General features: G+C 59.1%; 24 protein-coding genes and 1 pseudogene. 13 read left to right on the top strand and 12 right to left on the bottom strand.

The genetic code is table 11. The features are described from left to right. Nucleotides 1-295 (top strand): hypothetical protein (locus AACY11_RS15680; RefSeq protein ID WP_339495192.1); only part of this gene is annotated, 295 nt, incomplete at its 5' end. Between the two features lie 24 nt (nucleotides 296-319). On the opposite strand, the gene infA is transcribed toward AACY11_RS15680, so the two are convergent. The 3 genes from infA to aat all read right to left on the bottom strand — a co-directional run bounded on the left by infA (nucleotide 320) and on the right by aat (nucleotide 2096). Then, nucleotides 320-538, bottom strand: a complete 219-nt coding sequence (gene infA, locus AACY11_RS15685) for a translation initiation factor IF-1 (RefSeq protein WP_002553999.1) — start codon at nucleotides 536-538, stop codon at nucleotides 320-322. 112 nt (nucleotides 539-650) lie between these two features. Beyond that, the gene (locus AACY11_RS15690) at nucleotides 651-1358 is read right to left on the bottom strand and encodes an arginyltransferase (protein WP_339434079.1); all 708 of its coding nucleotides are present in this window, start codon (nucleotides 1356-1358) and stop codon (nucleotides 651-653) included. A gap of 57 nt (nucleotides 1359-1415) precedes the next feature. Continuing rightward, entirely contained in the window at nucleotides 1416-2096 is a 681-nt protein-coding gene (gene aat, locus AACY11_RS15695; RefSeq protein WP_339495194.1) for a leucyl/phenylalanyl-tRNA--protein transferase, read from the bottom strand. 536 nt (nucleotides 2097-2632) lie between these two features. On the opposite strand from aat, the gene AACY11_RS15700 reads away from it, so the two are divergent. The 6 genes from AACY11_RS15700 to cysG all read left to right on the top strand — a co-directional run bounded on the left by AACY11_RS15700 (nucleotide 2633) and on the right by cysG (nucleotide 10186). Beyond that, nucleotides 2633-5041, top strand: a complete 2409-nt coding sequence (locus AACY11_RS15700) for a DNA translocase FtsK (RefSeq protein WP_339495196.1) — start codon at nucleotides 2633-2635, stop codon at nucleotides 5039-5041. Between the two features lie 79 nt (nucleotides 5042-5120). After that, nucleotides 5121-5741 (top strand): outer membrane lipoprotein chaperone LolA, encoded by a 621-nt coding sequence (lolA, locus tag AACY11_RS15705; RefSeq protein WP_339434082.1) that lies wholly within the window; start codon nucleotides 5121-5123, stop codon nucleotides 5739-5741. A gap of 57 nt (nucleotides 5742-5798) precedes the next feature. Beyond that, complete coding sequence (locus AACY11_RS15710; RefSeq protein WP_339495198.1) at nucleotides 5799-7121, top strand: replication-associated recombination protein A; 1323 nt, start codon at nucleotides 5799-5801, stop codon at nucleotides 7119-7121. Then, nucleotides 7121-7495, top strand: coding sequence for a fluoride efflux transporter CrcB (gene crcB / locus AACY11_RS15715; protein ID WP_339464579.1), 375 nt, complete (start codon nucleotides 7121-7123; stop codon nucleotides 7493-7495). The genes AACY11_RS15710 and crcB overlap by 1 nt, the downstream gene beginning before the upstream one ends. A gap of 15 nt (nucleotides 7496-7510) precedes the next feature. Next, nucleotides 7511-8791, top strand: coding sequence for a serine--tRNA ligase (gene serS / locus AACY11_RS15720; RefSeq protein ID WP_339495200.1), 1281 nt, complete (start codon nucleotides 7511-7513; stop codon nucleotides 8789-8791). Continuing rightward, nucleotides 8792-10186: a siroheme synthase CysG gene (gene cysG, locus AACY11_RS15725; protein WP_339434085.1), complete on the top strand. Its 1395-nt coding sequence runs from the start codon at nucleotides 8792-8794 to the stop codon at nucleotides 10184-10186. A gap of 116 nt (nucleotides 10187-10302) precedes the next feature. Here the strand turns inward: cysG and AACY11_RS15730 are convergent, their stop codons facing one another. From AACY11_RS15730 to AACY11_RS15765, 8 genes are all read right to left on the bottom strand, one after another. Beyond that, nucleotides 10303-11304, bottom strand: a complete 1002-nt coding sequence (locus AACY11_RS15730; RefSeq protein ID WP_339495202.1) for a glutathione S-transferase family protein — start codon at nucleotides 11302-11304, stop codon at nucleotides 10303-10305. Between the two features lie 91 nt (nucleotides 11305-11395). After that, nucleotides 11396-12397: a glycosyl transferase family protein gene (locus AACY11_RS15735; protein WP_339495203.1), complete on the bottom strand. Its 1002-nt coding sequence runs from the start codon at nucleotides 12395-12397 to the stop codon at nucleotides 11396-11398. Continuing rightward, nucleotides 12394-12729, bottom strand: coding sequence for a TusE/DsrC/DsvC family sulfur relay protein (locus AACY11_RS15740; protein ID WP_339495205.1), 336 nt, complete (start codon nucleotides 12727-12729; stop codon nucleotides 12394-12396). Before AACY11_RS15740 ends, AACY11_RS15735 begins: the two co-directional genes overlap by 4 nt. Further along, nucleotides 12726-13019 (bottom strand): sulfurtransferase complex subunit TusB, encoded by a 294-nt coding sequence (gene tusB, locus AACY11_RS15745; protein ID WP_221730366.1) that lies wholly within the window; start codon nucleotides 13017-13019, stop codon nucleotides 12726-12728. The genes AACY11_RS15740 and tusB overlap by 4 nt, the downstream gene beginning before the upstream one ends. Next, nucleotides 13019-13375, bottom strand: coding sequence for a sulfurtransferase complex subunit TusC (gene tusC / locus AACY11_RS15750; RefSeq protein ID WP_339434090.1), 357 nt, complete (start codon nucleotides 13373-13375; stop codon nucleotides 13019-13021). Before tusC ends, tusB begins: the two co-directional genes overlap by 1 nt. Nucleotide 13376: 1 nt before the next feature. Next, nucleotides 13377-13769 carry a sulfurtransferase complex subunit TusD gene (gene tusD, locus AACY11_RS15755; RefSeq protein ID WP_339495207.1) on the bottom strand — a complete coding sequence of 131 codons (393 nt, stop codon included), beginning with the start codon at nucleotides 13767-13769 and terminating at the stop codon, nucleotides 13377-13379. Nucleotides 13770-13880: 111 nt separating this feature from the next. Next, entirely contained in the window at nucleotides 13881-14585 is a 705-nt protein-coding gene (locus tag AACY11_RS15760) for a YoaK family protein (RefSeq protein WP_339434092.1), read from the bottom strand. A 25-nt stretch (nucleotides 14586-14610) separates the two neighbouring features. Beyond that, a complete protein-coding gene (locus tag AACY11_RS15765) occupies nucleotides 14611-14940 on the bottom strand; it encodes a DUF6388 family protein (protein WP_221730362.1) in 330 nt (109 codons plus the stop codon). A 135-nt stretch (nucleotides 14941-15075) separates the two neighbouring features. On the opposite strand from AACY11_RS15765, the gene AACY11_RS15770 reads away from it, so the two are divergent. Further along, nucleotides 15076-15426, top strand: coding sequence for a hypothetical protein (locus AACY11_RS15770; protein ID WP_339434093.1), 351 nt, complete (start codon nucleotides 15076-15078; stop codon nucleotides 15424-15426). A gap of 85 nt (nucleotides 15427-15511) precedes the next feature. Here AACY11_RS15770 and AACY11_RS15775 read toward each other — a convergent pair whose 3' ends face one another. After that, nucleotides 15512-15937, bottom strand: a complete 426-nt coding sequence (locus AACY11_RS15775) for a GNAT family N-acetyltransferase (protein WP_339434094.1) — start codon at nucleotides 15935-15937, stop codon at nucleotides 15512-15514. Nucleotides 15938-16087: 150 nt separating this feature from the next. Between AACY11_RS15775 and AACY11_RS15780 the strand changes: the two genes are divergently transcribed. The 5 genes and pseudogenes from AACY11_RS15780 (at nucleotide 16088) to ggt (ending at nucleotide 21059) form a co-directional block, all read left to right on the top strand. Continuing rightward, nucleotides 16088-16525 carry a hemerythrin domain-containing protein gene (locus AACY11_RS15780; RefSeq protein ID WP_339434095.1) on the top strand — a complete coding sequence of 146 codons (438 nt, stop codon included), beginning with the start codon at nucleotides 16088-16090 and terminating at the stop codon, nucleotides 16523-16525. Nucleotides 16526-16747: 222 nt separating this feature from the next. Next, a complete protein-coding gene (locus AACY11_RS15785; RefSeq protein WP_339495209.1) occupies nucleotides 16748-17383 on the top strand; it encodes a lytic polysaccharide monooxygenase auxiliary activity family 9 protein in 636 nt (211 codons plus the stop codon). A 43-nt stretch (nucleotides 17384-17426) separates the two neighbouring features. Then, nucleotides 17427-18428, top strand: a pseudogene (locus AACY11_RS15790) (chitinase); the annotation flags it as partial. A gap of 115 nt (nucleotides 18429-18543) precedes the next feature. Continuing rightward, complete coding sequence (locus AACY11_RS15795; protein ID WP_339434098.1) at nucleotides 18544-19134, top strand: NUDIX domain-containing protein; 591 nt, start codon at nucleotides 18544-18546, stop codon at nucleotides 19132-19134. A gap of 197 nt (nucleotides 19135-19331) precedes the next feature. Then, nucleotides 19332-21059: a gamma-glutamyltransferase gene (gene ggt / locus AACY11_RS15800; protein ID WP_339495212.1), complete on the top strand. Its 1728-nt coding sequence runs from the start codon at nucleotides 19332-19334 to the stop codon at nucleotides 21057-21059. Nucleotides 21060-21107: the final 48 nt, after the last annotated feature.

Raw genomic sequence — 21107 nt, forward strand, 5'->3', positions numbered from 1 at the left:
GGTCTGGACAGACAAGAAACTGGGAGCCGATGGGCACTGTGATGTTGAACCCGGATCGGCAGCAGCAGACCGAGAAAAGAGCGGCATAGTTAGACGGCGACGCGACAACAACCTTGAAAAACGCCGCAACCGTAGCGAGGGAGCACTGAGTCTCAGCGAAGTGCCGTGCGTCAGGGGCAAAGCCTTTTGGTGTTTTTTTGCTGGGCCGGCACTCCGGCGTTTGAAAAACGCCGTCCGCAGCAGCGGATATACACACAAAACCATTAAAGTGCAGACACAAAAACGCCCGGCATAAACCGGGCGTTCTGTATTGACTTGATTAGCGAGCGCGGTAAGTGATGCGCCCTTTGCTCAAGTCATAGGGCGTCAGCTCGACGCGCACTTTGTCACCGGTAAGAATACGAATGTAGTTCTTGCGCATCTTGCCGGAAATATGCGCGGTTACGACGTGCCCATTTTCCAACTCCACACGAAACATGGTGTTGGGCAGGGTGTCGACGACAGTGCCTTCCATTTCGAAGCTGTCTTCTTTCGACATGCAGTAAAGCCCTCGGTATCCAATGAATGGCCCGGTGCAACTGCGCCAGGCAAAAGCGGCGTGCATTGTGCCCGAAAAATGGCGTTTACGCCAAGGGGTTTAGGGTTTGGGTTTAGTTCAGGATCACCCAGCGCTGATTAATCAGCAGTTCGATGGGGCGATACTGGGTCTTGTAGTTCATCTTTTTGCAGTTCTTGATCCAGTAACCCAGGTAAACCGCCTCAAGCCCCATGCGTTGGCTTTCGGCAATTTGCCACAGGATGGCGAAGCGGCCCAGGCTGCGGCGCTCTTCGGCGGGCTCGTAGAAGGTGTACACCGCTGACAAGCCGTTCGGTAGCAAATCGGTCACTGCCACCGCCAGCAACCGTCCGTCGAGACGAAATTCGTAAAAGCGCGAGAAGGGCAGGTCGCGAACCAGAAACGTGGAGAATTGATCGCGGCTCGGCGGATACATGTCGCCGTCAGCGTGACGCTGTTCGATGTAGCGCTGGTACAGGTCGAAATATTCTTCGCTGAATTTGGGTTTGGCCGGATGAACCTGCAAATCGGCGTTGCGCTTGAAAATGCGCTTTTGCTGACGATTGGGGGTGAACAGCGCCACCGGAATGCGTGCAGGCACGCACGCATTGCAATTCTGGCAATGGGGGCGATACAGATGATCGCCGCTGCGACGAAAGCCCATTTCCGACAGATCTGCGTAAACATGCACATCCATGGGCTGGCTCGGATCGAGAAACAGGGTCGTGGCCTGCTCCTCGGGCAGATAACTGCAAGAGTGGGGCTGAGTGGCATAGAACTTCAAACGCGCCAACTCGGTCATGATCAACCCTCGGGGTAAGCTGGTGAATTAAGTGTAAGCCACGCGCGCAAAAGTCGCTCAGCAAACCCAGGTCGCATCATTGGGCTGATCCAGATGCCGAGCCAGATATTCCGCGAATTCGTGGCGGGGAATCGCCCGGGCGCCAAGGCTGTGCAGATGATCGGTCGGCATCTGGCAGTCGATCAGCACAAAACCCGAGTCCTTCAGGTGCTGCACCAAGGTGGCAAAGCCATATTTGGAGGCGTTATCCGCGCGGCTGAACATCGATTCACCAAAAAACAGCTGTCCCATCGCCAAGCCATACAGGCCGCCGACCAGTTTGCCCTGATCCCGGACTTCCACTGAATGAGCGAAGCCGCGCCGATGCAATTCAATGTAGGCCTCCTGCATGGCTTCGGTGATCCAGGTGCCATCGGCATAGTCCCGTGGGGCGGCGCAGGCGTGGATCACCGCCTCAAAGTCCTGATCGAAGGTGACCTGGTAGCGTGCTTTGCGCAGTAATTTGCCGAGGCTGCGCGAGACATGCAGTTCGTCGGGAAATAGCACGGTGCGAGGGTCTGGTGACCACCAAAGAATAGGCTGGCCCTCGGAAAACCATGGGAAGCAGCCATGACGATAAGCCTGAATCAGGCGATCGGCGGACAGATCGCCGCCCGCGGCGAGCAGTCCATTGGGGGCGCGCATGGCCTTTTCCAGCGGCGGAAAAGTCAGGGAATTACGTTGTAACCAAGTCAGCATGGCATCCAGGCTTGCAGAAGGGGAGGGTGATGTGGGCTGTTAGCCCGCGCTAAAGTGTGCCGCTAAATGGCGCGAATGTCGTGCCGATCCTGCCTGACGTTTGCAGTGTTGCAACTTGGCAAGCTTGATGCGGTCGTAAGCGAGCGGCGTGGTCGGGCATGCAACAGGCTTGACGGGCAGTCAGTGACAGGTTGCGAGGTGTGGGTGGCAATGCTTCGCTATGTTCATCAAATACACCTCATAAGCCTTTGTCACAAAAGACAATGCATGCTCAAATTGAATCGCAGGTTCTGTACGCTTGGCTATGCTCAAACCTGGACGTTGAAGCATGGCATCAGACGCACAAACCCGTACAATGCCGGGCTGTTACAGAATATTCGCTGCGTGCGATGCTTATGGCTGTGTTTATGAAAGCATCAGTGCAATGTTAAAAGTAGTCTCAGTTGTGCTCGTCAACTTTTCACCTGCCTGGATTGGGCAGTTTTTTATCGTCATTCAATAGATGGACGCGCCTTGGGCGCAGGAAAAGAAGCGTTTTGAAGAAATCCACCGAAGCACCAAAAACAGTCGTTCCGCTCTGGCGCCAGCAATTGCACTACCGGCTCAAGGAAGGTGCATTGATCGCCATCGGCGCTTTGTGCCTGTTCCTGATGATGGCCTTGCTGACCTACGGCAAGGACGATCCGGGCTGGAGCCACAACAGCAAGATCGACGACGTACAGAATTTCGGCGGCCCGGCGGGCTCTTACAGCGCCGATATCCTGTTCATGGTGCTCGGTTATTTTGCCTATATCTTCCCCTTGCTACTGGCGATCAAGGCCTATCAGATCTTCCGTCAGCGCCACGAGCAGTGGCAGTGGAGCGGCTGGCTGTTCTCCTGGCGGCTGATCGGTCTGGTGTTTCTGGTGTTGTCCGGCGCTGCGCTGGCACACATCCATTTTCACGCCGCGACCGGTCTGCCGGCCGGTGCCGGCGGTGCCTTGGGCGAGAGTCTCGGCGATCTGGCGAAGAATGCGCTGAATATCCAGGGCAGCACGCTGCTGTTCATCGCGCTGTTTCTGTTCGGCCTGACCGTCTTCACCGACTTGTCGTGGTTCAAGGTGATGGACATCACTGGCAAGATCACCCTCGACCTGTTCGAGCTGTTTCAGGGCGCGCTCAACCGCTGGTGGTCGGCGCGCACCGAACGCAAGCAACTGGTTGCACAACTGCGTGAAGTCGATGACCGAGTCCATGATGTCGTTGCTCCGACTGTCACCGACAAACGTGAGCAGGCCAAGGTCAAAGAGCGCTTGATCGAACGCGAGCAGGCCCTGAGCAAACACATGTCCGAGCGCGAGAAACAGGTGCCGCCGGTCATCGCGCCAGCCCCGGTCAAGGCGCCGGAGCCAAGCAAGCGTGTGCAGAAAGAGAAGCAGGCGCCGTTGTTCGTTGACAGCGCCGTGGAAGGCACTTTGCCGCCAATCTCGATCCTCGACCCGGCGGAAAAGAAACAACTCAATTACTCGCCGGAGTCCCTGGCTGCGGTCGGCCACCTTCTGGAGATCAAACTCAAGGAGTTCGGTGTCGAGGTGTCCGTGGATTCGATTCACCCGGGCCCGGTGATTACCCGTTATGAAATTCAGCCCGCCGCCGGCGTCAAGGTCAGCCGCATCGCCAACCTGGCGAAAGACCTTGCGCGCTCCCTGGCCGTGACCAGTGTGCGTGTGGTCGAAGTCATTCCGGGCAAGACCACGGTCGGTATCGAGATCCCGAACGAAGACCGGCAGATCGTGCGCTTCTCCGAAGTGCTGTCGACGCCTGAGTACGACAACTTCAAATCGCCGGTCACGTTGGCGTTGGGTCACGACATTGGTGGCAAGCCGGTCATTACCGATCTGGCGAAGATGCCGCACTTGCTGGTAGCCGGTACCACCGGTTCCGGTAAGTCGGTGGGTGTGAACGCGATGATTCTGTCGATCCTGTTCAAGTCCGGCCCGGAAGACGCCAAACTGATCATGATCGACCCGAAAATGCTTGAGCTGTCGATCTACGAAGGCATTCCGCATTTGCTCTGCCCGGTGGTCACCGACATGAAGGACGCCGCCAATGCCCTGCGCTGGAGCGTCGCGGAGATGGAGCGTCGCTACAAGCTGATGGCGAAGATGGGCGTGCGTAACCTGTCCGGCTTCAACGCCAAGGTCAAGGAAGCGCAGGATGCCGGAGAGCCGTTGAGCGATCCGCTGTACAAGCGTGAAAGCATTCATGACGAAGCGCCGATGCTGAGCAAGCTGCCGACCATCGTCGTGGTCGTCGATGAATTCGCCGACATGATGATGATCGTCGGCAAGAAGGTTGAGGAGTTGATTGCCCGGATCGCGCAGAAGGCGCGTGCCGCGGGTATTCACTTGATCCTTGCGACCCAGCGGCCTTCGGTGGACGTGATCACCGGTCTGATCAAGGCTAACATTCCGACGCGTATGGCGTTCCAGGTGTCGAGCAAGATCGACTCGCGGACCATCATCGACCAGGGCGGCGCCGAACAACTGCTTGGCCACGGTGACATGCTCTACATGCCACCGGGCACCAGCCTGCCTATTCGGGTTCACGGCGCGTTCGTTTCCGACGATGAAGTACACCGCGTGGTTGAAGCGTGGAAACTGCGCGGCGCACCGGAGTACAACGACGACATCCTCAACGGTGTCGAAGAGGCGGGCAGCGGCTTTGAGGGCAGCAGCGGTGGTGGCGACGGCGATGATCCGGAAGCCGATGCGCTATATGACGAAGCGGTTCAGTTCGTCCTCGAAAGCCGCCGCGCATCGATTTCCGCGGTGCAGCGCAAGCTGAAAATCGGCTACAACCGCGCCGCGCGAATGATCGAGGCTATGGAAATGGCCGGTGTCGTCACTTCAATGAACACCAATGGGTCGCGTGAAGTCCTGGCTCCGGGCCCGGTACGCGACTGATTCAGCGCCCCTGATGACTAACAAAAGGACGGTGCAATGATGCGCCGTCCCCTCCCAACGAGTATTCAAGAGGACTCCCATGCGTCTTATCCGCATGCTGTTGCCAGTACTGGCTTTGACCACACTCACGGCCCACGCCGATGACAAGGACGTGGCTCGTCTGACCCAATTGCTGGAAACCTCCAAGACCCTGACTGCTAACTTCTCGCAACTGACCCTCGACGGCAGCGGCACTCAGTTGCAGGAAACCACCGGTGACATGACCCTGCAGCGCCCGGGCCTGTTTTACTGGCACACCAATGCGCCGGCCGAGCAGACCATGGTCTCCGACGGCAAGAAAGTCACCCTGTGGGACCCGGATCTGGAACAGGCCACCATCAAGAAGCTCGACGAACGTCTGACCCAGACTCCAGCGCTGCTGCTGTCGGGTGACGTGTCGAAAATCAGCCAGAGCTTCGACATCTCGGCGAAAGAGGCGGGTGGCGTGATCGACTTCACCCTCAAGCCGAAAACCAAGGACACCCTGTTCGACAGCCTGCGTCTGTCGTTCCGCAACGGTCTGCTCAATGACATGCAACTGATCGACAGCGTTGGTCAGCGCACCAACATCCTGTTTACCGGGGTGAAGGCCAACGAAGCGGTGCCGGCGTCCAAGTTCAAGTTCGACATCCCGAAAGGTGCCGACGTCATTCAGGAATAAGCTCCCACAGGAGCAATCATCGGTCTCAAGATCTACTAGAGGTTTCAACGGTACGTGATGGATCTGTTTCGCAGTGCACCGATTGCCCAGCCGCTGGCCGCGCGTTTACGTGCGACCAATCTGGATGAGTATGTCGGTCAGGAGCACGTGCTCGCTCGCGGCAAGCCTCTGCGTGAGGCGCTGGAGCAGGGTGCCCTGCATTCGATGATCTTCTGGGGGCCGCCGGGCGTGGGCAAGACCACGCTGGCGCGGTTGCTCGCCGAAGTCTCGGACGCGCACTTCGAAACAGTCTCGGCAGTTCTCGCCGGGGTCAAAGAGATCCGTCAGGCTGTTGAAATCGCCAAGCAGCAGGCCGGCCAGTACGGCAAGCGCACGATTTTGTTCGTCGATGAAGTGCACCGCTTCAACAAGTCCCAGCAGGATGCATTTCTGCCGTACGTTGAAGACGGCACGCTGATTTTCATCGGCGCCACCACCGAAAACCCTTCGTTCGAACTGAACAACGCCTTGTTGTCGCGGGCTCGCGTCTACGTGCTGAAAAGCCTCGACGAGGCGGCGCTGCGCAAGCTTGTACACCGCGCGCTCAGCGAAGAGCGTGGCTTGGGCAAGCGCAACCTGACGTTGAGCGATGAAGGCTTCCAGATGCTGTTGTCCGCCGCCGATGGCGATGGGCGGCGGCTGCTCAATCTCCTGGAGAACGCTTCGGATCTGGCCGAAGACGACAGCGAGATCGGCATCAAACTCCTGCAAAGTCTGCTCGGTGACACCCGTCGTCGCTTCGACAAGGGCGGTGAGGCGTTCTATGACCAGATATCCGCGCTGCACAAATCAGTGCGTGGTTCCAATCCGGATGGCGCGCTGTACTGGTTTGCACGGATGATCGACGGCGGTTGCGACCCGCTGTACCTGGCCCGGCGCGTGGTGCGCATGGCCAGCGAAGATATCGGCAATGCCGACCCGCGTGCCCTCAGCCTTTGCCTGGCGGCGTGGGAAGTGCAAGAACGCCTCGGCAGTCCGGAAGGCGAGTTGGCGGTGGCTCAGGCCATTACGTATCTGGCCTGCGCACCGAAAAGCAATGCGGTGTACATGGGCTTCAAAACCGCTTTGCGCGCGGCCGCTGAAAACGGCTCGCTGGAGGTGCCGCTGCATCTGCGCAACGCACCGACCAAGCTGATGAAACAACTGGGCTACGGCGACGAATACCGTTATGCCCATGACGAGCCGGACGCCTATGCGGCCGGCGAAGACTATTTCCCGGAAGAACTCGAGCCGATTCCCTTCTATCAGCCGGTGCCGCGTGGCCTGGAATTGAAGATCGGCGAGAAGCTCAATCACCTTGCCCAACTCGACCGTTTAAGCCCAAGACAGCGGAGAAAATAGTGATTCCATTGATAGTTGCGGTCTCCATCGGCGGGGCCGCCGGTACATTGTTGCGCTTTGTTACCGGCAATTGGATCAATGCCAATTGGCCGCGGCACTTCTATACCGCGACGCTGGCCGTTAATATCGTGGGCTGTCTGCTGATTGGCGCGTTGTACGGCCTGTTTTTGATCCGCCCGGACGTGCCGATTGAGTTGCGTGCCGGGTTGATCGTTGGCTTCCTGGGCGGGCTGACGACTTTTTCATCCTTTTCACTGGATACGGTGCGCCTGCTGGAAAGCGGGCAAGTGCCGCTGGCCCTGGGCTATGCGGCGCTCAGCGTATTCGGCGGGCTGCTCGCAACGTGGGCTGGCCTGTCTTTGACCAAACTTTGATAACGAGAAACCGACATGCTCGATTCCAAACTGTTACGTAGCAACCTTCAGGACGTAGCGGACCGCCTGGCTTCCCGTGGCTTTGCCCTGGATACCGCGCGCATCGAAGCGCTGGAAGAACAGCGCAAGACCGTCCAGACCCGCACCGAAGCATTGCAGGCTGAGCGTAACGCGCGTTCCAAATCCATCGGTCAGGCCAAACAGCGTGGCGAAGACATCGCACCGCTGATGGCGGACGTCGAGCGCATGGCGGGCGAACTGAGCGCCGGCAAAGTCGAGCTGGACGCAATTCAGACCGAACTGGACTCGATCCTGCTCGGTATCCCGAACCTGCCGCACGAATCCGTGCCGGTCGGCAAAGACGAAGATGACAACGTTGAAGTGCGCCGCTGGGCCACTCCGACCGCGTTCGATTTCCCGGTTCAGGACCACGTCGCCTTGGGCGAAAAGTTCGGCTGGCTGGACTTTGAAACCGCCGCCAAACTGTCCGGCGCACGTTTTGCCCTGCTGCGTGGCCCGATCGCCCGTCTGCACCGCGCACTGGCGCAGTTCATGATCAACCTGCACGTCAACGAGCACGGCTATGAAGAGGCTTACACGCCTTATCTGGTTCAGGCTCCGGCGCTGCAAGGTACCGGTCAATTGCCGAAGTTCGAAGAAGACCTGTTCAAGATCGCTCGCGAAGGCGAAGCCGATCTGTACCTGATCCCGACGGCGGAAGTGTCGCTGACCAACATCGTCGCCGGCGAAATCGTCGATTCGAAACTGTTGCCGATCAAGTTCGTCGCCCATACACCCTGCTTCCGTAGCGAAGCCGGTGCGTCGGGCCGTGACACCCGCGGCATGATCCGTCAGCACCAGTTCGACAAGGTTGAAATGGTCCAGATCGTTGAGCCGTCGACCTCGATGCAAGCGCTGGAAGGCCTGACCGCCAACGCCGAAAAAGTCCTGCAATTGCTCGGCCTGCCGTATCGCACCCTGGCGTTGTGCACCGGCGACATGGGCTTCAGCGCCGTCAAGACTTACGACCTGGAAGTGTGGATTCCGAGCCAGGACAAGTACCGCGAAATCTCGTCGTGCTCAAACTGCGGCGATTTCCAGGCCCGTCGTATGCAAGCGCGGTTCCGCAATCCGGAAACCGGCAAGCCTGAACTGGTACACACCCTCAACGGTTCCGGTCTGGCTGTTGGCCGCACGCTGGTTGCCGTGCTGGAAAACTATCAGCAGGCCGACGGTTCGATCCGCGTGCCGGACGTGCTGAAGCCTTACATGGGTGGCCTTGAGGTCATCGGCTAAATGAAATATCTGCCGCTGTTTCACAACCTGCGCGGCAGTCGTGTGTTGGTCGTCGGCGGGGGGGAAATTGCCTTGCGCAAATCCCGCCTGCTGGCCGATGCCGGTGCGCAGCTGCGGGTGGTTGCACCTGAAATCGAAACACAGCTGCGTGAGCTGGTCGTGGCCAGCGGTGGCGAATGCCGGGTTCGCGGTTACGCGGAAGCGGATCTGGACGGTTGCGTGCTGATCATTGCCGCCACGGATGACGAAGCGCTCAACGCACAAGTCTCCACCGATGCCCATCGGCGTTGCGTGCCGGTCAACGTGGTCGACGCCCCGGCCTTGTGCAGCGTGATCTTCCCGGCGATCGTCGATCGCTCGCCGCTGATCGTTGCGATCTCCAGCGGCGGCGATGCGCCGGTGTTGGCCCGGTTGATCCGCGCCAAGATCGAAACCTGGATTCCGTCGACCTACGGACAACTGGCCGGTCTCGCCGCGCGTTTCCGTAATCAGGTCAAAAGCCTTTTTCCGGATGTGCAGCAGCGTCGCGGGTTCTGGGAAGACGTGTTTCAGGGGCCGATTGCCGACCGGCAACTGGCCGGGCAGGGCGCCGAGGCCGAGCGGCTGCTGCAAGCGAAGATCGATGGCGAGGCCGACGTCACCACGGGTGAGGTATATCTGGTGGGAGCAGGGCCGGGTGATCCCGATCTGCTGACCTTCCGTGCGCTGCGTCTGATGCAACAGGCTGACGTCGTGCTGTATGACCGTTTGGTCGCACCGGCCATTCTTGATCTGTGCCGTCGCGATGCCGAGCGGGTTTACGTCGGTAAGCGTCGCGCCGACCACGCCGTGCCGCAGGATCAGATCAACCAGCAATTGGTCGATCTGGCCAAGGCCGGCAAGCGAGTCGTGCGATTGAAGGGCGGTGATCCGTTTATCTTCGGCCGTGGCGGCGAAGAGATCGAGGAGCTGGCCGCGCACGGCATTCCATTCCAGGTCGTACCCGGTATCACGGCAGCCAGCGGTTGTGCGGCGTACGCCGGGATTCCACTGACCCATCGTGATTACGCGCAGTCAGTGCGCTTTGTCACCGGGCATTTGAAGGACGGATCCACCGATCTGCCGTGGGCCGACCTCGTCGCCCCGGCGCAGACGTTGGTGTTCTACATGGGCCTGGTGGGGTTGCCGGTGATTTGCGAGCAGTTGATCAAGCACGGTCGCTCGGCGGACACCCCGGCAGCGCTGATTCAGCAGGGCACCACGGTCAATCAGCGCGTCTTCACCGGCACGCTGGCTGACTTGCCGCGAATGGTGGCAGAGCATGAAGTGCATGCACCGACATTGGTGATCGTCGGTGAAGTGGTGCAACTGCGCGAGAAACTGGCGTGGTTTGAGGGCGCTCAGGCGCAAGTCTGAAGGTCGCGTCGTCTCATTCGCGAGCAAGCTCGCTTCCGCATTGGATTTGTGAACGACACAGATCTAGTGTGGGAGCGAGTTTGCTCGCGAAGAGGCACTCAAAAACACCGAATCAACTAACCCCTCTGCCACACCCCTTTCCCGCCCAACCGCGCCCGATCATGGGCCTCAGTGAAGTCCTGCTCTGGCCCCTTCGGCACAACCCCCGTCGGATTGATGGTCTTGTGACTGCCGTAGTAGTGATGTTTGATGTGCTGAAAATCCACCGTCTCGGCAATCCCCGGCCACTGATACAGCTCACGTAGCCAGTTCGACAGGTTCGGGTAGTCGGCAATCCGTCGCAGGTTGCACTTGAAGTGCCCGTGATAGACCGCATCAAAGCGAATCAACGTGGTGAACAAACGGATATCTGCTTCCGTCAGGTACTCGCCGGATAGATAGCGATTGGCACCGAGCACGCGCTCCAGATGATCCAGTTCTGCAAACACCTCATCGAACGCTTCTTCATAAGCGTGTTGCGACGTGGCAAACCCGGCGCGATATACGCCGTTGTTCACGGCGGGATAGATCCGTTCATTCAGCGCATCGATCTCACCGCGCAGTGGCGCTGGGTTGAAGTCCAGATCGTTGGCGGTCAAACCATCGAAGGCGCTGTTGAACATGCGGATGATCTCCGCTGACTCGTTACTGACGATGCGCTTGAGTTTCTTGTCCCACAACACCGGCACCGTGACGCGACCGGTGTAGTCGGCGGTGTCAGCGGTGTAGCGCTGGTGCATGAAATCGAAGTGATCGAGCTTGTCACCGGTCGAGCCTAGCGACGTGTCGAAGGTCCAGCCGTTCTCCAGCATCAACCAACTGACTACCGAGACGTCGATCAGACTTTCCAGGCCTTTGAGTTTGCGCAGAATCAGCGTGCGATGCGCCCATGGACAGGCGAGGGAAACGTAGAGGTGATAGCGCCCGGCTTCGGCGGCAAAACCACCTTCACCGCTAGGGCCGGGCTTGCCGTCAGGGGTGACCCAGTGCCGGCGCTGCGCCTGTTCGCGCTGGAACGCGCCGTCCTTGGTGCTTTCGTACCACTTGTCCTGCCAAAGGCCATCCACTAATAAACCCATGTCCAAGGCTCCTGAAACCAATAATCGTTGGCGTCGAGTCTATTCCCATGAGTTCGAACAAAAAGCGCAAAGATCAGGCGCAAATGATCGGTTAAATCGATTTATCCCGCGCAGTCCAGTATTGCTCGGCGGTTTCGAACGCCTGCTCACGGCTCTGGCCGAGACCGCGCAGGGCGAGCGCCATGGTCGAGATCAACGCCATCTGCGGATAGCTGTCGACGACGTCGCCGCGCCACACGGCTTTCAAATGATCGACGTCCAGCGAGGCTGGTTTGACATGACGTTGCGTCGACATTTGCGGCCATTCCTCGTCCCAGCTCTCGCCGCCTGTGGTGCCGTACAGGTGACTGGTGGCATCCGGGTTGATCTCGATTTCGCCGCCATCACCCTTGACCACAATCGCCGTGTCACCGAGTAAACCACTGGCATCGCGGTGCACCGCCTGATAGCCCGGGTGAAAAATGCTTTGCAGCCCACAACGTGCGCCCAGCGGATTGAGAATCCGCGCCAGCGAGTGGATCGGTGAGCGCAGCCCCAACGTGTTGCGCAGGTCGATCATCTGTTGCAGTGGCGCCGCCCAGTCCACCAGCGGCATGAACGCCAGCCCGCCGTTGTCCAGTGCGACGGCGACCTGTTGCCAGTTGCGGCACAGCGGGATATTCAGTTCGCCCAGCACTTGCTCGCTGTACAGGCGTCCGGCGGTGTGCGCGCCGCCGCCGTGCATGAAGATGCGTATGCCGTTCTGCGCCAGGCACTTGGCCGCCAGCAGATACCACGGCAGATGACGTTTCTTGCCCGCGTAGGTCGGCCAGTCCAGGTCGACATTCAGCGCCGGCGCCTGCAATCGCTCACGCAGGGCCTCGGTGAAACCGGCCATTTCTTCGGCGCTTTCTTCCTTGTGCCGCAGCAACATCAGAAACGCGCCGAGCTGGGTGTCTTCGACCTTGTCGTCGAGCACCATGCCCATGGCTTCGCGGGCTTCCTCACGGGTCAGATCGCGGGCGCCGCGCTTACCCTTGCCCAGAATTCGCACAAATTGAGCGAACGGATGTTCGGCGGGTGTTTCGAGAGTGAGCGCTGGAAAGTCGGTCATAAGCAATTCGTCGGTTTGGGCAGGCCCGCCAGTTTCGCGGCGAGTTTGGCGGGGGTGCCTTTGAACAATCGGTTCAGGTGCAGGCTGTTGCCTTTGTCCGGTCCGAGTTTTAACGCGGTGTATTTGATCAGCGGTCGAGTGGCCGGCGACAGCTGGAATTCGGCGTAGAAGCTGCGCAGCAGTTCGAGGACTTCCCAGTGTTCTGGCGTCAACTCGATACCTTCGGCGGCGGCGAGGGCGGCGGCGACATCGTGGGACCAATCGTTCAGATCAACCAGAAAGCCGTCCTTGTCCAGGTCGATGGCGCGGTCGCCGAGGGTCATGGAATTCATAGCCAACTGTTGACCTTGTCGTGCTGGATCGACAGTTCGACGAACGCCGGATAATCGATCGCTTGAGCCCAGTCTGGAACCTGCACAGCGCGGGCCTGCGCGTCTTCGGCCAAGACGAAAAGCTTGATTTGACGGTTTTGCAGTGCAGCGAACGGCGCGGTGTTCGGTTGTAGTGCGTACACCGCGTCACCCGACAACAGCAATGCATCGGCGCTGCCGATCAAGCGCAGGCAACTGGTCAGGCGATCGTCGCCGAATGGGGAGTGAGACAACACATGCAAAGTCGACATCAGAGGGTGATCACCTGGTCGTAACGGTCAATAAGGGCGGTGATTTGCTCGGCAGCGAGCGGTTGTGCTTCGTCCAGCGATAGATCGGCGAGGCCACGGGAACTGGCGCTGTCGGCGCAGTAGAACAGCTCTTCGACGCCAAACATCGGCAACGCTTGCAGGTTGGCGCTCAGGTCTTTCTGTTGCAGCGCCTTGGCGTTTTGTCCAGCGGCCAATTGCAGCACGCCGTCATCGAGAAACAACAGGCCGATCGGCAGATCGAAAGCACCGCCCGCCAGCACGATATCCAGCGCTTCGCGGGCGCCGGGGCCGGACCACGGTGATTGGCGGCTGACGATCAACAAGGATTTGGCCATCTCACGCACCTCCGAAACAGATCAGGCGGTCAGCGTCTTGCACCGCGTCATGCAACTGGCCGAGGCCGGACAATTCCCACGGCGCATTGACGGAGACGGCGCCGCGTTGATAGCGCTTGGCTTCTTCGTCGTTCAGCACCCCTCGGCGCAGGGCCGCGGCGATGCACACCACGCCGTCCAGTTGTTGCTCGCTGATGAAAGCGCGCCACTGCTTGGGCACGTCCAGTTCGTCCTGCGGGGTGACCACCGCGTCGCAGGCGTTGTAGACGCCGTCCTGATAGAAAAACAGCCGGACAATCTCATGCCCGGCGGCCAGTGCGGCCTGCGCAAACAGCAGGGCACGACGCGAGGAGGGCGCATGGGCGGCGGAAAACAGCGCAATGGCGAACTTCATGACGGACTCGATCAGCAAAACTGCGGCCATGATAAAGCTTTATCGGCGAGGCGGCTAAATCGATGTTGCCTGCTGGCGATAGCGAAGTGTCAGGCAAAAAACGCTGAGTCGTCAGCGCGGCATGTAACCCAATTGCCAGCGCCTGGGGATTTTCAGAGAGAGCAGCCCGATCATCGCGGCCAGCACACCGCTGACGAACATTGCCTTGAGGCCTAAATGATGTTCCAGCACCGCGCCCACAATTGCGCCGACAAACATCCCGCTCCACGGCACGAGCTGCACGCGCCAGCCACTGCGCCGCTCGCCGAGCAACCATCGGCCCAGACCGCGTCCAAACCGCGATAACGCGCCGGTGACATAGGTGAGCCCAACCGGTAGGCCGTTCACTTCTTCGACGGACGCGTTGAGCATGCCCATCGCAATAATCGCTGCGAGCAGCGCCGGCAGTTGCGTGTCAAACGGCCAGGCCGCCGACGCGCAGAGCAGGGTGGCGATGCAGAGCAGCAGCGGCAGCGCCCGGCGTCCGCCGAGACGCGCGACGAGCACGCCCAAGGCATTACCGACAATGAACGTCACGACAAGAATCACCAGGCGCACGGTCAGCCCGATATCGCCATCACTGATCGCCACCGCCAGTCGGGTGGTGTTGCCGCTCATGAACGAAACGAAGTCGCCGCTGGCCATGAAGCCGATGGCGTCAGTCATTCCGGCCAGTACCGACAGGCTGGCAACCAGCGCCAGGCCCACACGCCCGCGCCATTTTTGCTTGTGCAGATGGCCGGGGCTGGCGCGGTGAGTCGAGGCGGATGGCAGCATCGGCGAAAGTGTCCTTGAGCGGCGGTTAGGGTTCTATGCCATACAGATCGCAGTATTCCAGCCATTCCATGCCGGCCATCTCCGCGACTTCACGATGTACCTCCAGACGTTGCGCCTGATACTCCTCAGGCGAATCGGCGGTCAGTTTCAAGGTCAGTTCCCAAGCGAACAAGCCAAGGCTTTCTGCCTCCTCTTCGTAGGCTTCGTGCAGACGTTCTTCGCGAAACTGCGCTTGGGTTTCGCCTTTGGCCTGGGCCAGCAATGGATTGAGGTGGTCGAGGGTTTCGCGCAAATCAGGCCGCGCGTCGAGAAATAGTTTCAGGGCATGTTCATGTCGCTGGTCGGTAGGCGCCATGTGTTTTCCTTTGTGAGGCTGATGACCTTAGGTTGCCGTAGCTGACAGCGCATGTCGCGCTATAAATGCAGTAAAGCAGAACGATTTCTGCTGCTGCGATGATACAGTCCGCTTTTTTCTGAACGGGCGAACGCAATGCGAATTTTGATGGTAGCGCTGGCGGCGACGCTGCTGGCCGGTTGCGCGGGCTCCGCGATGAACGATGCTCGCACCAAAACCCCTTACAAGGTTTTGACTTCGGACAAGGCGGAGAAAGTAGTGGCTCAGTGCGTGCAATTCGGCTGGCAGGATGAAGCGGTTTTCGGCGTGGATGCCGCCGCGTATCTGGAATCGCGCCAGCAGGGTGGCACGACGGTTTATACCCGTTCGGCTGAGTCGTTTGTCGATGTGCTGACGGGGCCATCGGGCACGACGCTGAATTATTACGCGCAGAAGGACGATTTTGTCGCCAAGCGGCGGTTGGCGGCGTTGGCGACTTGTCTCTGATCGTGGGTTGAAGCGTCGCAAGCCCGCCCCACCTTTGAAATGCCTTTCAATGTGGGGCGGCTTGCTTACAAAAGCGCTACTGAATTCAATCTACAAGGCGCTTCTGGAAAAAGTGCCGCTTGTGCCCCAGCGGATAATCCGTAATCTCGCCACACTCGCTATAGCCCACTTTCTTGTAAAACTCAGGCGCCTGAAACGAGAAGGTGTCCAGCCAGATCCCCACGCAGTCTTTCTTGCGCGCAAGCTCTTCGGCCATCTGCATCAATTTTGAGCCGATGCCCTGACCGCGGCCCTCTTCCGGCACCGCCAACAGTTCAATGAACATCCACCGATAGAACGTGTGGCCATACAGGCCGCCAAGGATCGCGTCATGCTCGTCACGGACCAAAAGTGCAATGGGCTCCAGTGTCGAGGGGCCTGCTTTGGCGACGTTGTGGGCACGCAGCGGCGCCAGGATGGCGTTGCGTTGTTCTTCGTTCGGGTTCTCTGACAACTCGATGCGCAAGTTCATGCATGACTTCCTTGTGGAGTAAGGCGCCAGACTATCCTGCCTGGTGGTCGTGTTCCAAGCGTCAGTTTAAAACCGCTGGAACCACCGCTCCCGCGCCGGGGTCTAGCCATTTACAGCGTCATTCCAGCACGCGGTTGATGAGGACACCCCATGAACATTTTCGAAGCCCTTCGCGAGAGCCACGACCGCCAGCGCAGCTACGCCAAAGCCTTGGTCAAGACTAGTGGCGACAGCCCCGAGCGGGTCGAGGCCTACAAACAGCTCAAAGCCGAACTGCAAGCTCATGAAACGGCTGAAGAGCGACACTTCTACATCCCGCTGATGGAGTTCGACAACGGTGTCGATCTCAGCCGTCATGCCATTTCCGAGCACCATGAAATGGACGAAATGATGGAAGAACTGGACGAGACCGAGATGTCCAGTCCGGCATGGCTGGCGACGGCTAAAAAGCTCTCGGACAAGGTCCACCACCACCTTGAGGAAGAGGAGCAGAAGTTCTTCCAGATGGCCGGAAAGTTACTCGACGAGAAACAGAAAGAGCAGCTCGCCGGGCAGTACGAAAAGGAGTTCCAGGCTCAACTGCCTTGAGTCGCAGATGCACGATTTTGTAACCTCGACGCGTACGCCTTTGGCTATGTGTCGAGTACGAGTCGCCACAATGCACTGTGTTTATATCCAGTGTTTCGGTCACTTTACCGATGATGCCCGGTCTGACTGCGACAAAACCGCCGATGGACAAAAAATCCGTCTCCGTTAGCTTGAAGGCCTCTCCTCGCAAAGGAGAGTTCTTAAATCAACGGAGTGAAAAACATGAATCAACCACAAGTACAAACCCAACTGCGACACGGTCGCGTCACTTCCCCGGCGAGCCGGGGTGCGGTCGCTATCGAGCAAGGACTGCTCGGTGCCTGGCAGGTCAATGAAATGGAAGGTGGCAAGAACTTCCCGGCACTGGCTGCCGGGCCGTTTCCGGCGCCCTACGAAACCGACTCTGACAGTGTCGCGCCACCTGCTGACGGCTACATTCTCAGCGGCGGCAAGACCGATCCCCGCGACTGCGTGAACTTCACCAACGACGAAATGAGCAAAAAGCTCGGTCGTCCGTTCGCCTGGCCGCTGCTCAATGTCACACCGGGGCAGACCCTGGAAATCAAGTGGGAATACACCGCGCCGCACACTACGCGTGGTTATCGCTGGCTGATCACCAAGGATGGCTGGGACTCGAACCAACGCATTACCCGCGCCCAACTGGAAGCGCAACCGTTCTTCGAAGACTTCTACACTCAGGTGCCGTATTACAGCCATTCGGCCGAGATGAAGGCCAAGGTTAACCACGAGGTAAAGCTTCCGACGAGCAAGAAGGGGCATCACGTCATCGTACTGATGTGGATCGTCGCCAACACCGGCAACGCTTTCTATCAGGCCTTCGACGTCGACTTCAAATAACGGCGCAACGTCGCCAAACCCACACGTTCTGAAGGATTAGAACATGTCAAAAATTGATTTTTCTCTGGTGCAAAACGCGGCGAGCGATGCTGCTGCGCTGATGCCGAGCATTGCCGGTAAAAAGATCCTCATGGGCTTCTGGCACAACTGGTCGGCGGGGCCGAGCGACGGGTATCGTCAGGGCCGATTCGCCAGCATCGAGCTGGAGGATGTACCCAAGGAATACAACGTGGTCGCCGTGGCCTTCATGAGGGGCAACGGTATCCCGACCTTCAAGCCATTCAACGTTTCCGATGCCGAGTTCCGCCGCCAGGTCGGCGTGCTCAACAGTCAAGGGCGGGCCGTCCTGATTTCCCTGGGTGGCGCCGATGCGCACATCGAGTTGCGCAGCGGTCAGGAGCAACCGCTGGCCAATGAAATCATCCGTCTGGTGGAAACCTACGGTTTTGATGGGCTGGACATCGATCTTGAACAGAGCGCGATTGATTTCGCTGCCAACAAGACGGTGCTGCCGGCAGCGCTGAAACTGGTCAAGGATCACTACGCCGGCCAAGGCAAGCACTTCATCATCAGCATGGCCCCGGAGTTCCCGTATCTCACCAGCACCGGCAAATACGTCGGCTACCTGCAAGCGCTGGAAGGCTACTACGACTTCATCGCCCCGCAGTTCTACAACCAGGGTGGCGACGGGGTCTGGGTGCCTGAGGCCAACAACGGTGCCGGTGCGTGGATCGCGCAGAACAACGACGCGCTCAAGGAGGACTTCCTGTATTACCTGACCGAAAGTCTGGTGACGGGGACTCGGGGATTCACGAAGATCGCGGCGGACAAATTCGTCATCGGTCTGCCGGCCAACGTCGATGCGGCGGCCACCGGTTATGTGATCGACAAAACCGTGGTGGGCAACGTGCTCAAACGGCTGGCCATCAAGGGGCATCCGATCAAGGGCCTCATGACTTGGTCGGTTAACTGGGACAACGGTGTGAGCAAGGACCGCGTGCCGTACAACTGGGAGTTCAGCCGGCGTTATGGGCCGCTGATTCACGGAACCCTTGCGAGTTAGTCGCAACTGAGTGAGCCCGGTAGCGCTGCCGGGCTTTTTTTGTTGCAGAGATTATTCGACCATGGCTGCCTACCGATGAAAAAAGGGATCAGGCGCCATGTCTACCACCGCCGAGCGGGTCAATATCATCGACACTCAGGTGTTGTCCCACGACTGGTATCTATTGAAGAAAATCACCTTCGACTATCACCGAAATAACGGCGAGTGGCAGCGCCAGACTCGCGAGGTGTATGACCGTGGCAATGGCGCAGCGATTCTGCTGTTCAATCGCGAGAAGCGTTCGGTGGTATTGACCCGTCAGTTCCGCTTGCCGGTGTTTGTCAACGGCCATGACGGTTTGTTGATCGAAGTGGCGGCGGGGTTACTTGAAGGTGAGGCCCCTGAACAACGGATTCGTGCCGAGGCCGAGGAAGAAACCGGCTATCGCGTCAGTGAAGTGAAGAAGGTGTTCGAGGCGTACATGAGTCCTGGCTCGGTGACCGAGAAACTGCACTTCTTCATTGCCGAATACGATGCAGCATCGAAGGTCAGCGAAGGTGGGGGCCTGGAAGAAGAGACGGAAGAACTGGACGTGCTGGAGTGGTCTTTTGATGATGCGATGGCAGCGTTTTATCGCGGCGAGATCTGCGATGCCAAGACCATCATGCTATTGCAATATGCGGCGATGAAAAACCTGTTCGCTGCCTGAACCCGGATCGAACCTGCTGTTGCTTCAGAGCGACCCCGTATTGGCGAGGGTGGGCTGCAAAGTGACTTGGAATTTTTTGCCAGCGCTGTGCTCGAGAGCGGGCAGGCGCAATGCGCAAACCCGGCCATACTGCTTGATGCGTTTGAAGCGTTCCCCTCTGTTTTGCACAGCCCCTAAAACAAAAAAGAGATCGACTCATGAAGTACGAACCGTTGACCAAATCGCTGATTGCGACCTCACTGGCACTCAGTTGCGTGATGGCTCACGCCGCGTCGGTGGCGCCGGTTGCCGCCGAAAACGGCATGGTGGTGACCGCGCAACACCTGGCCACTCATGTGGGCGTCGATGTATTGAAAAGTGGCGGTAACGCGGTGGATGCGGCGGTGGCGGTGGGTTATGCGCTGGCGGTGGTTTATCCCGCTGCGGGCAATCTTGGTGGTGGCGGCTTCATGACCATTCAATTGGCGGACGGGCGCAAGACCTTCCTCGATTTCCGCGAAAAAGCCCCACTGGCCGCGACCGCCAACATGTACCTCGACAAGGAAGGTAACGTCATCCCCGACCTGAGTACCCGTGGGCACCTGGCGGTCGGCGTGCCCGGCACTGTGTCCGGTATGGAATTGGCGCTGAGCAAGTACGGGACCAAACCACGCACGGAGATGATCGCCCCGGCGATTAAATTGGCCGAGGACGGATTCGAGCTGGAGCAGGGTGACGTCGAGCTGCTCGAATACGCCACCGACGTGTTCAAAAAGGACATGCGTGATTCCGGCTCGATTTTCCTCAGCAACGGCGAGCCGATGCAGGTCGGGCAAAAACTGGTGCAGAAGGACCTCGGCAAGACCCTGCGCACCATTTCCGAAAAAGGCGCCGACGGTTTCTATAAAGGCTGGGTGGCCGACGCCATCGTCACGTCCAGTCAGGCCAACAAAGGCATCATCACTCAGGCCGACCTCGATCAATACAAGACGCGCGAGCTGGCGCCCATTGAGTGCGATTACCGAGGCTATCACGTGGTTTCGGCACCACCACCGAGCTCCGGCGGTGTGGTGATCTGCGAGATCATGAACATTCTTGAAGGCTATCCGATGAAGGATCTGGGCTTCCATTCGGCCCAAGGCATGCACTACCAGATCGAAGCGATGCGCCACGCTTACGTGGATCGCAACAGCTACCTCGGCGATCCGGATTTCGTGAAGAATCCGATCGGGCACCTGTTGGACAAAAACTATGCGACCCAACTGCGCAATGCGATCCAGCCGCAGAAGGCCGGCGTGTCGGCTGAGTTGAAACCCGGCGTGGCGCCCCATGAAGGTAGCAACACCACGCACTATTCGATCGTCGACAAGTGGGGCAATGCGGTGTCGGTCACTTACACCCTCAATGACTGGTTTGGCGCGGGCGTGATGGCGAGCAAGACCGGGGTGATCCTCAACGACGAAATGGACGACTTCACCTCCAAGGTCGGCGTGCCGAATATGTACGGTCTGGTGCAGGGCGAAGCCAACGCCATTGCGCCGGGCAAGGCACCGCTGTCGTCGATGAGCCCGACCATCGTCACCAAGGACGGCAAAGTGGTGATGGTGGTCGGCACGCCGGGCGGCAGCCGCATCATCACGGCCACCTTGCTGACCATGCTCAACGTCATCGACTACGGCATGGGCTTGCAGGAAGCGGTCGATGCGCCGCGCTTTCACCAGCAATGGATGCCGGAAGAAACCAACCTCGAAGACTTCGCCGCCAGCCCGGACACGAAGAAGACCCTCGAGAGCTGGGGCCACAAGTTTGCCGGGCCGCAGGATGCCAACCACATTGCCGCGATCCTGGTGGGTGCGCCGTCACTGGGCGGTCAGCCGGTAGGGAAAAACCGTTTCTACGGCGCCAACGACCCACGTCGCAATACCGGGTTGTCGCTGGGTTACTGAAAGGCGTAAAAAAAGGGGGCGGGCTCGCGTCCGTCCCCGCCTCAAGGA

The organism is Pseudomonas sp. RA_105y_Pfl2_P56 (assembly GCF_963970845.1).
GTDB lineage: Bacteria > Pseudomonadota > Gammaproteobacteria > Pseudomonadales > Pseudomonadaceae > Aquipseudomonas > Aquipseudomonas baetica_A.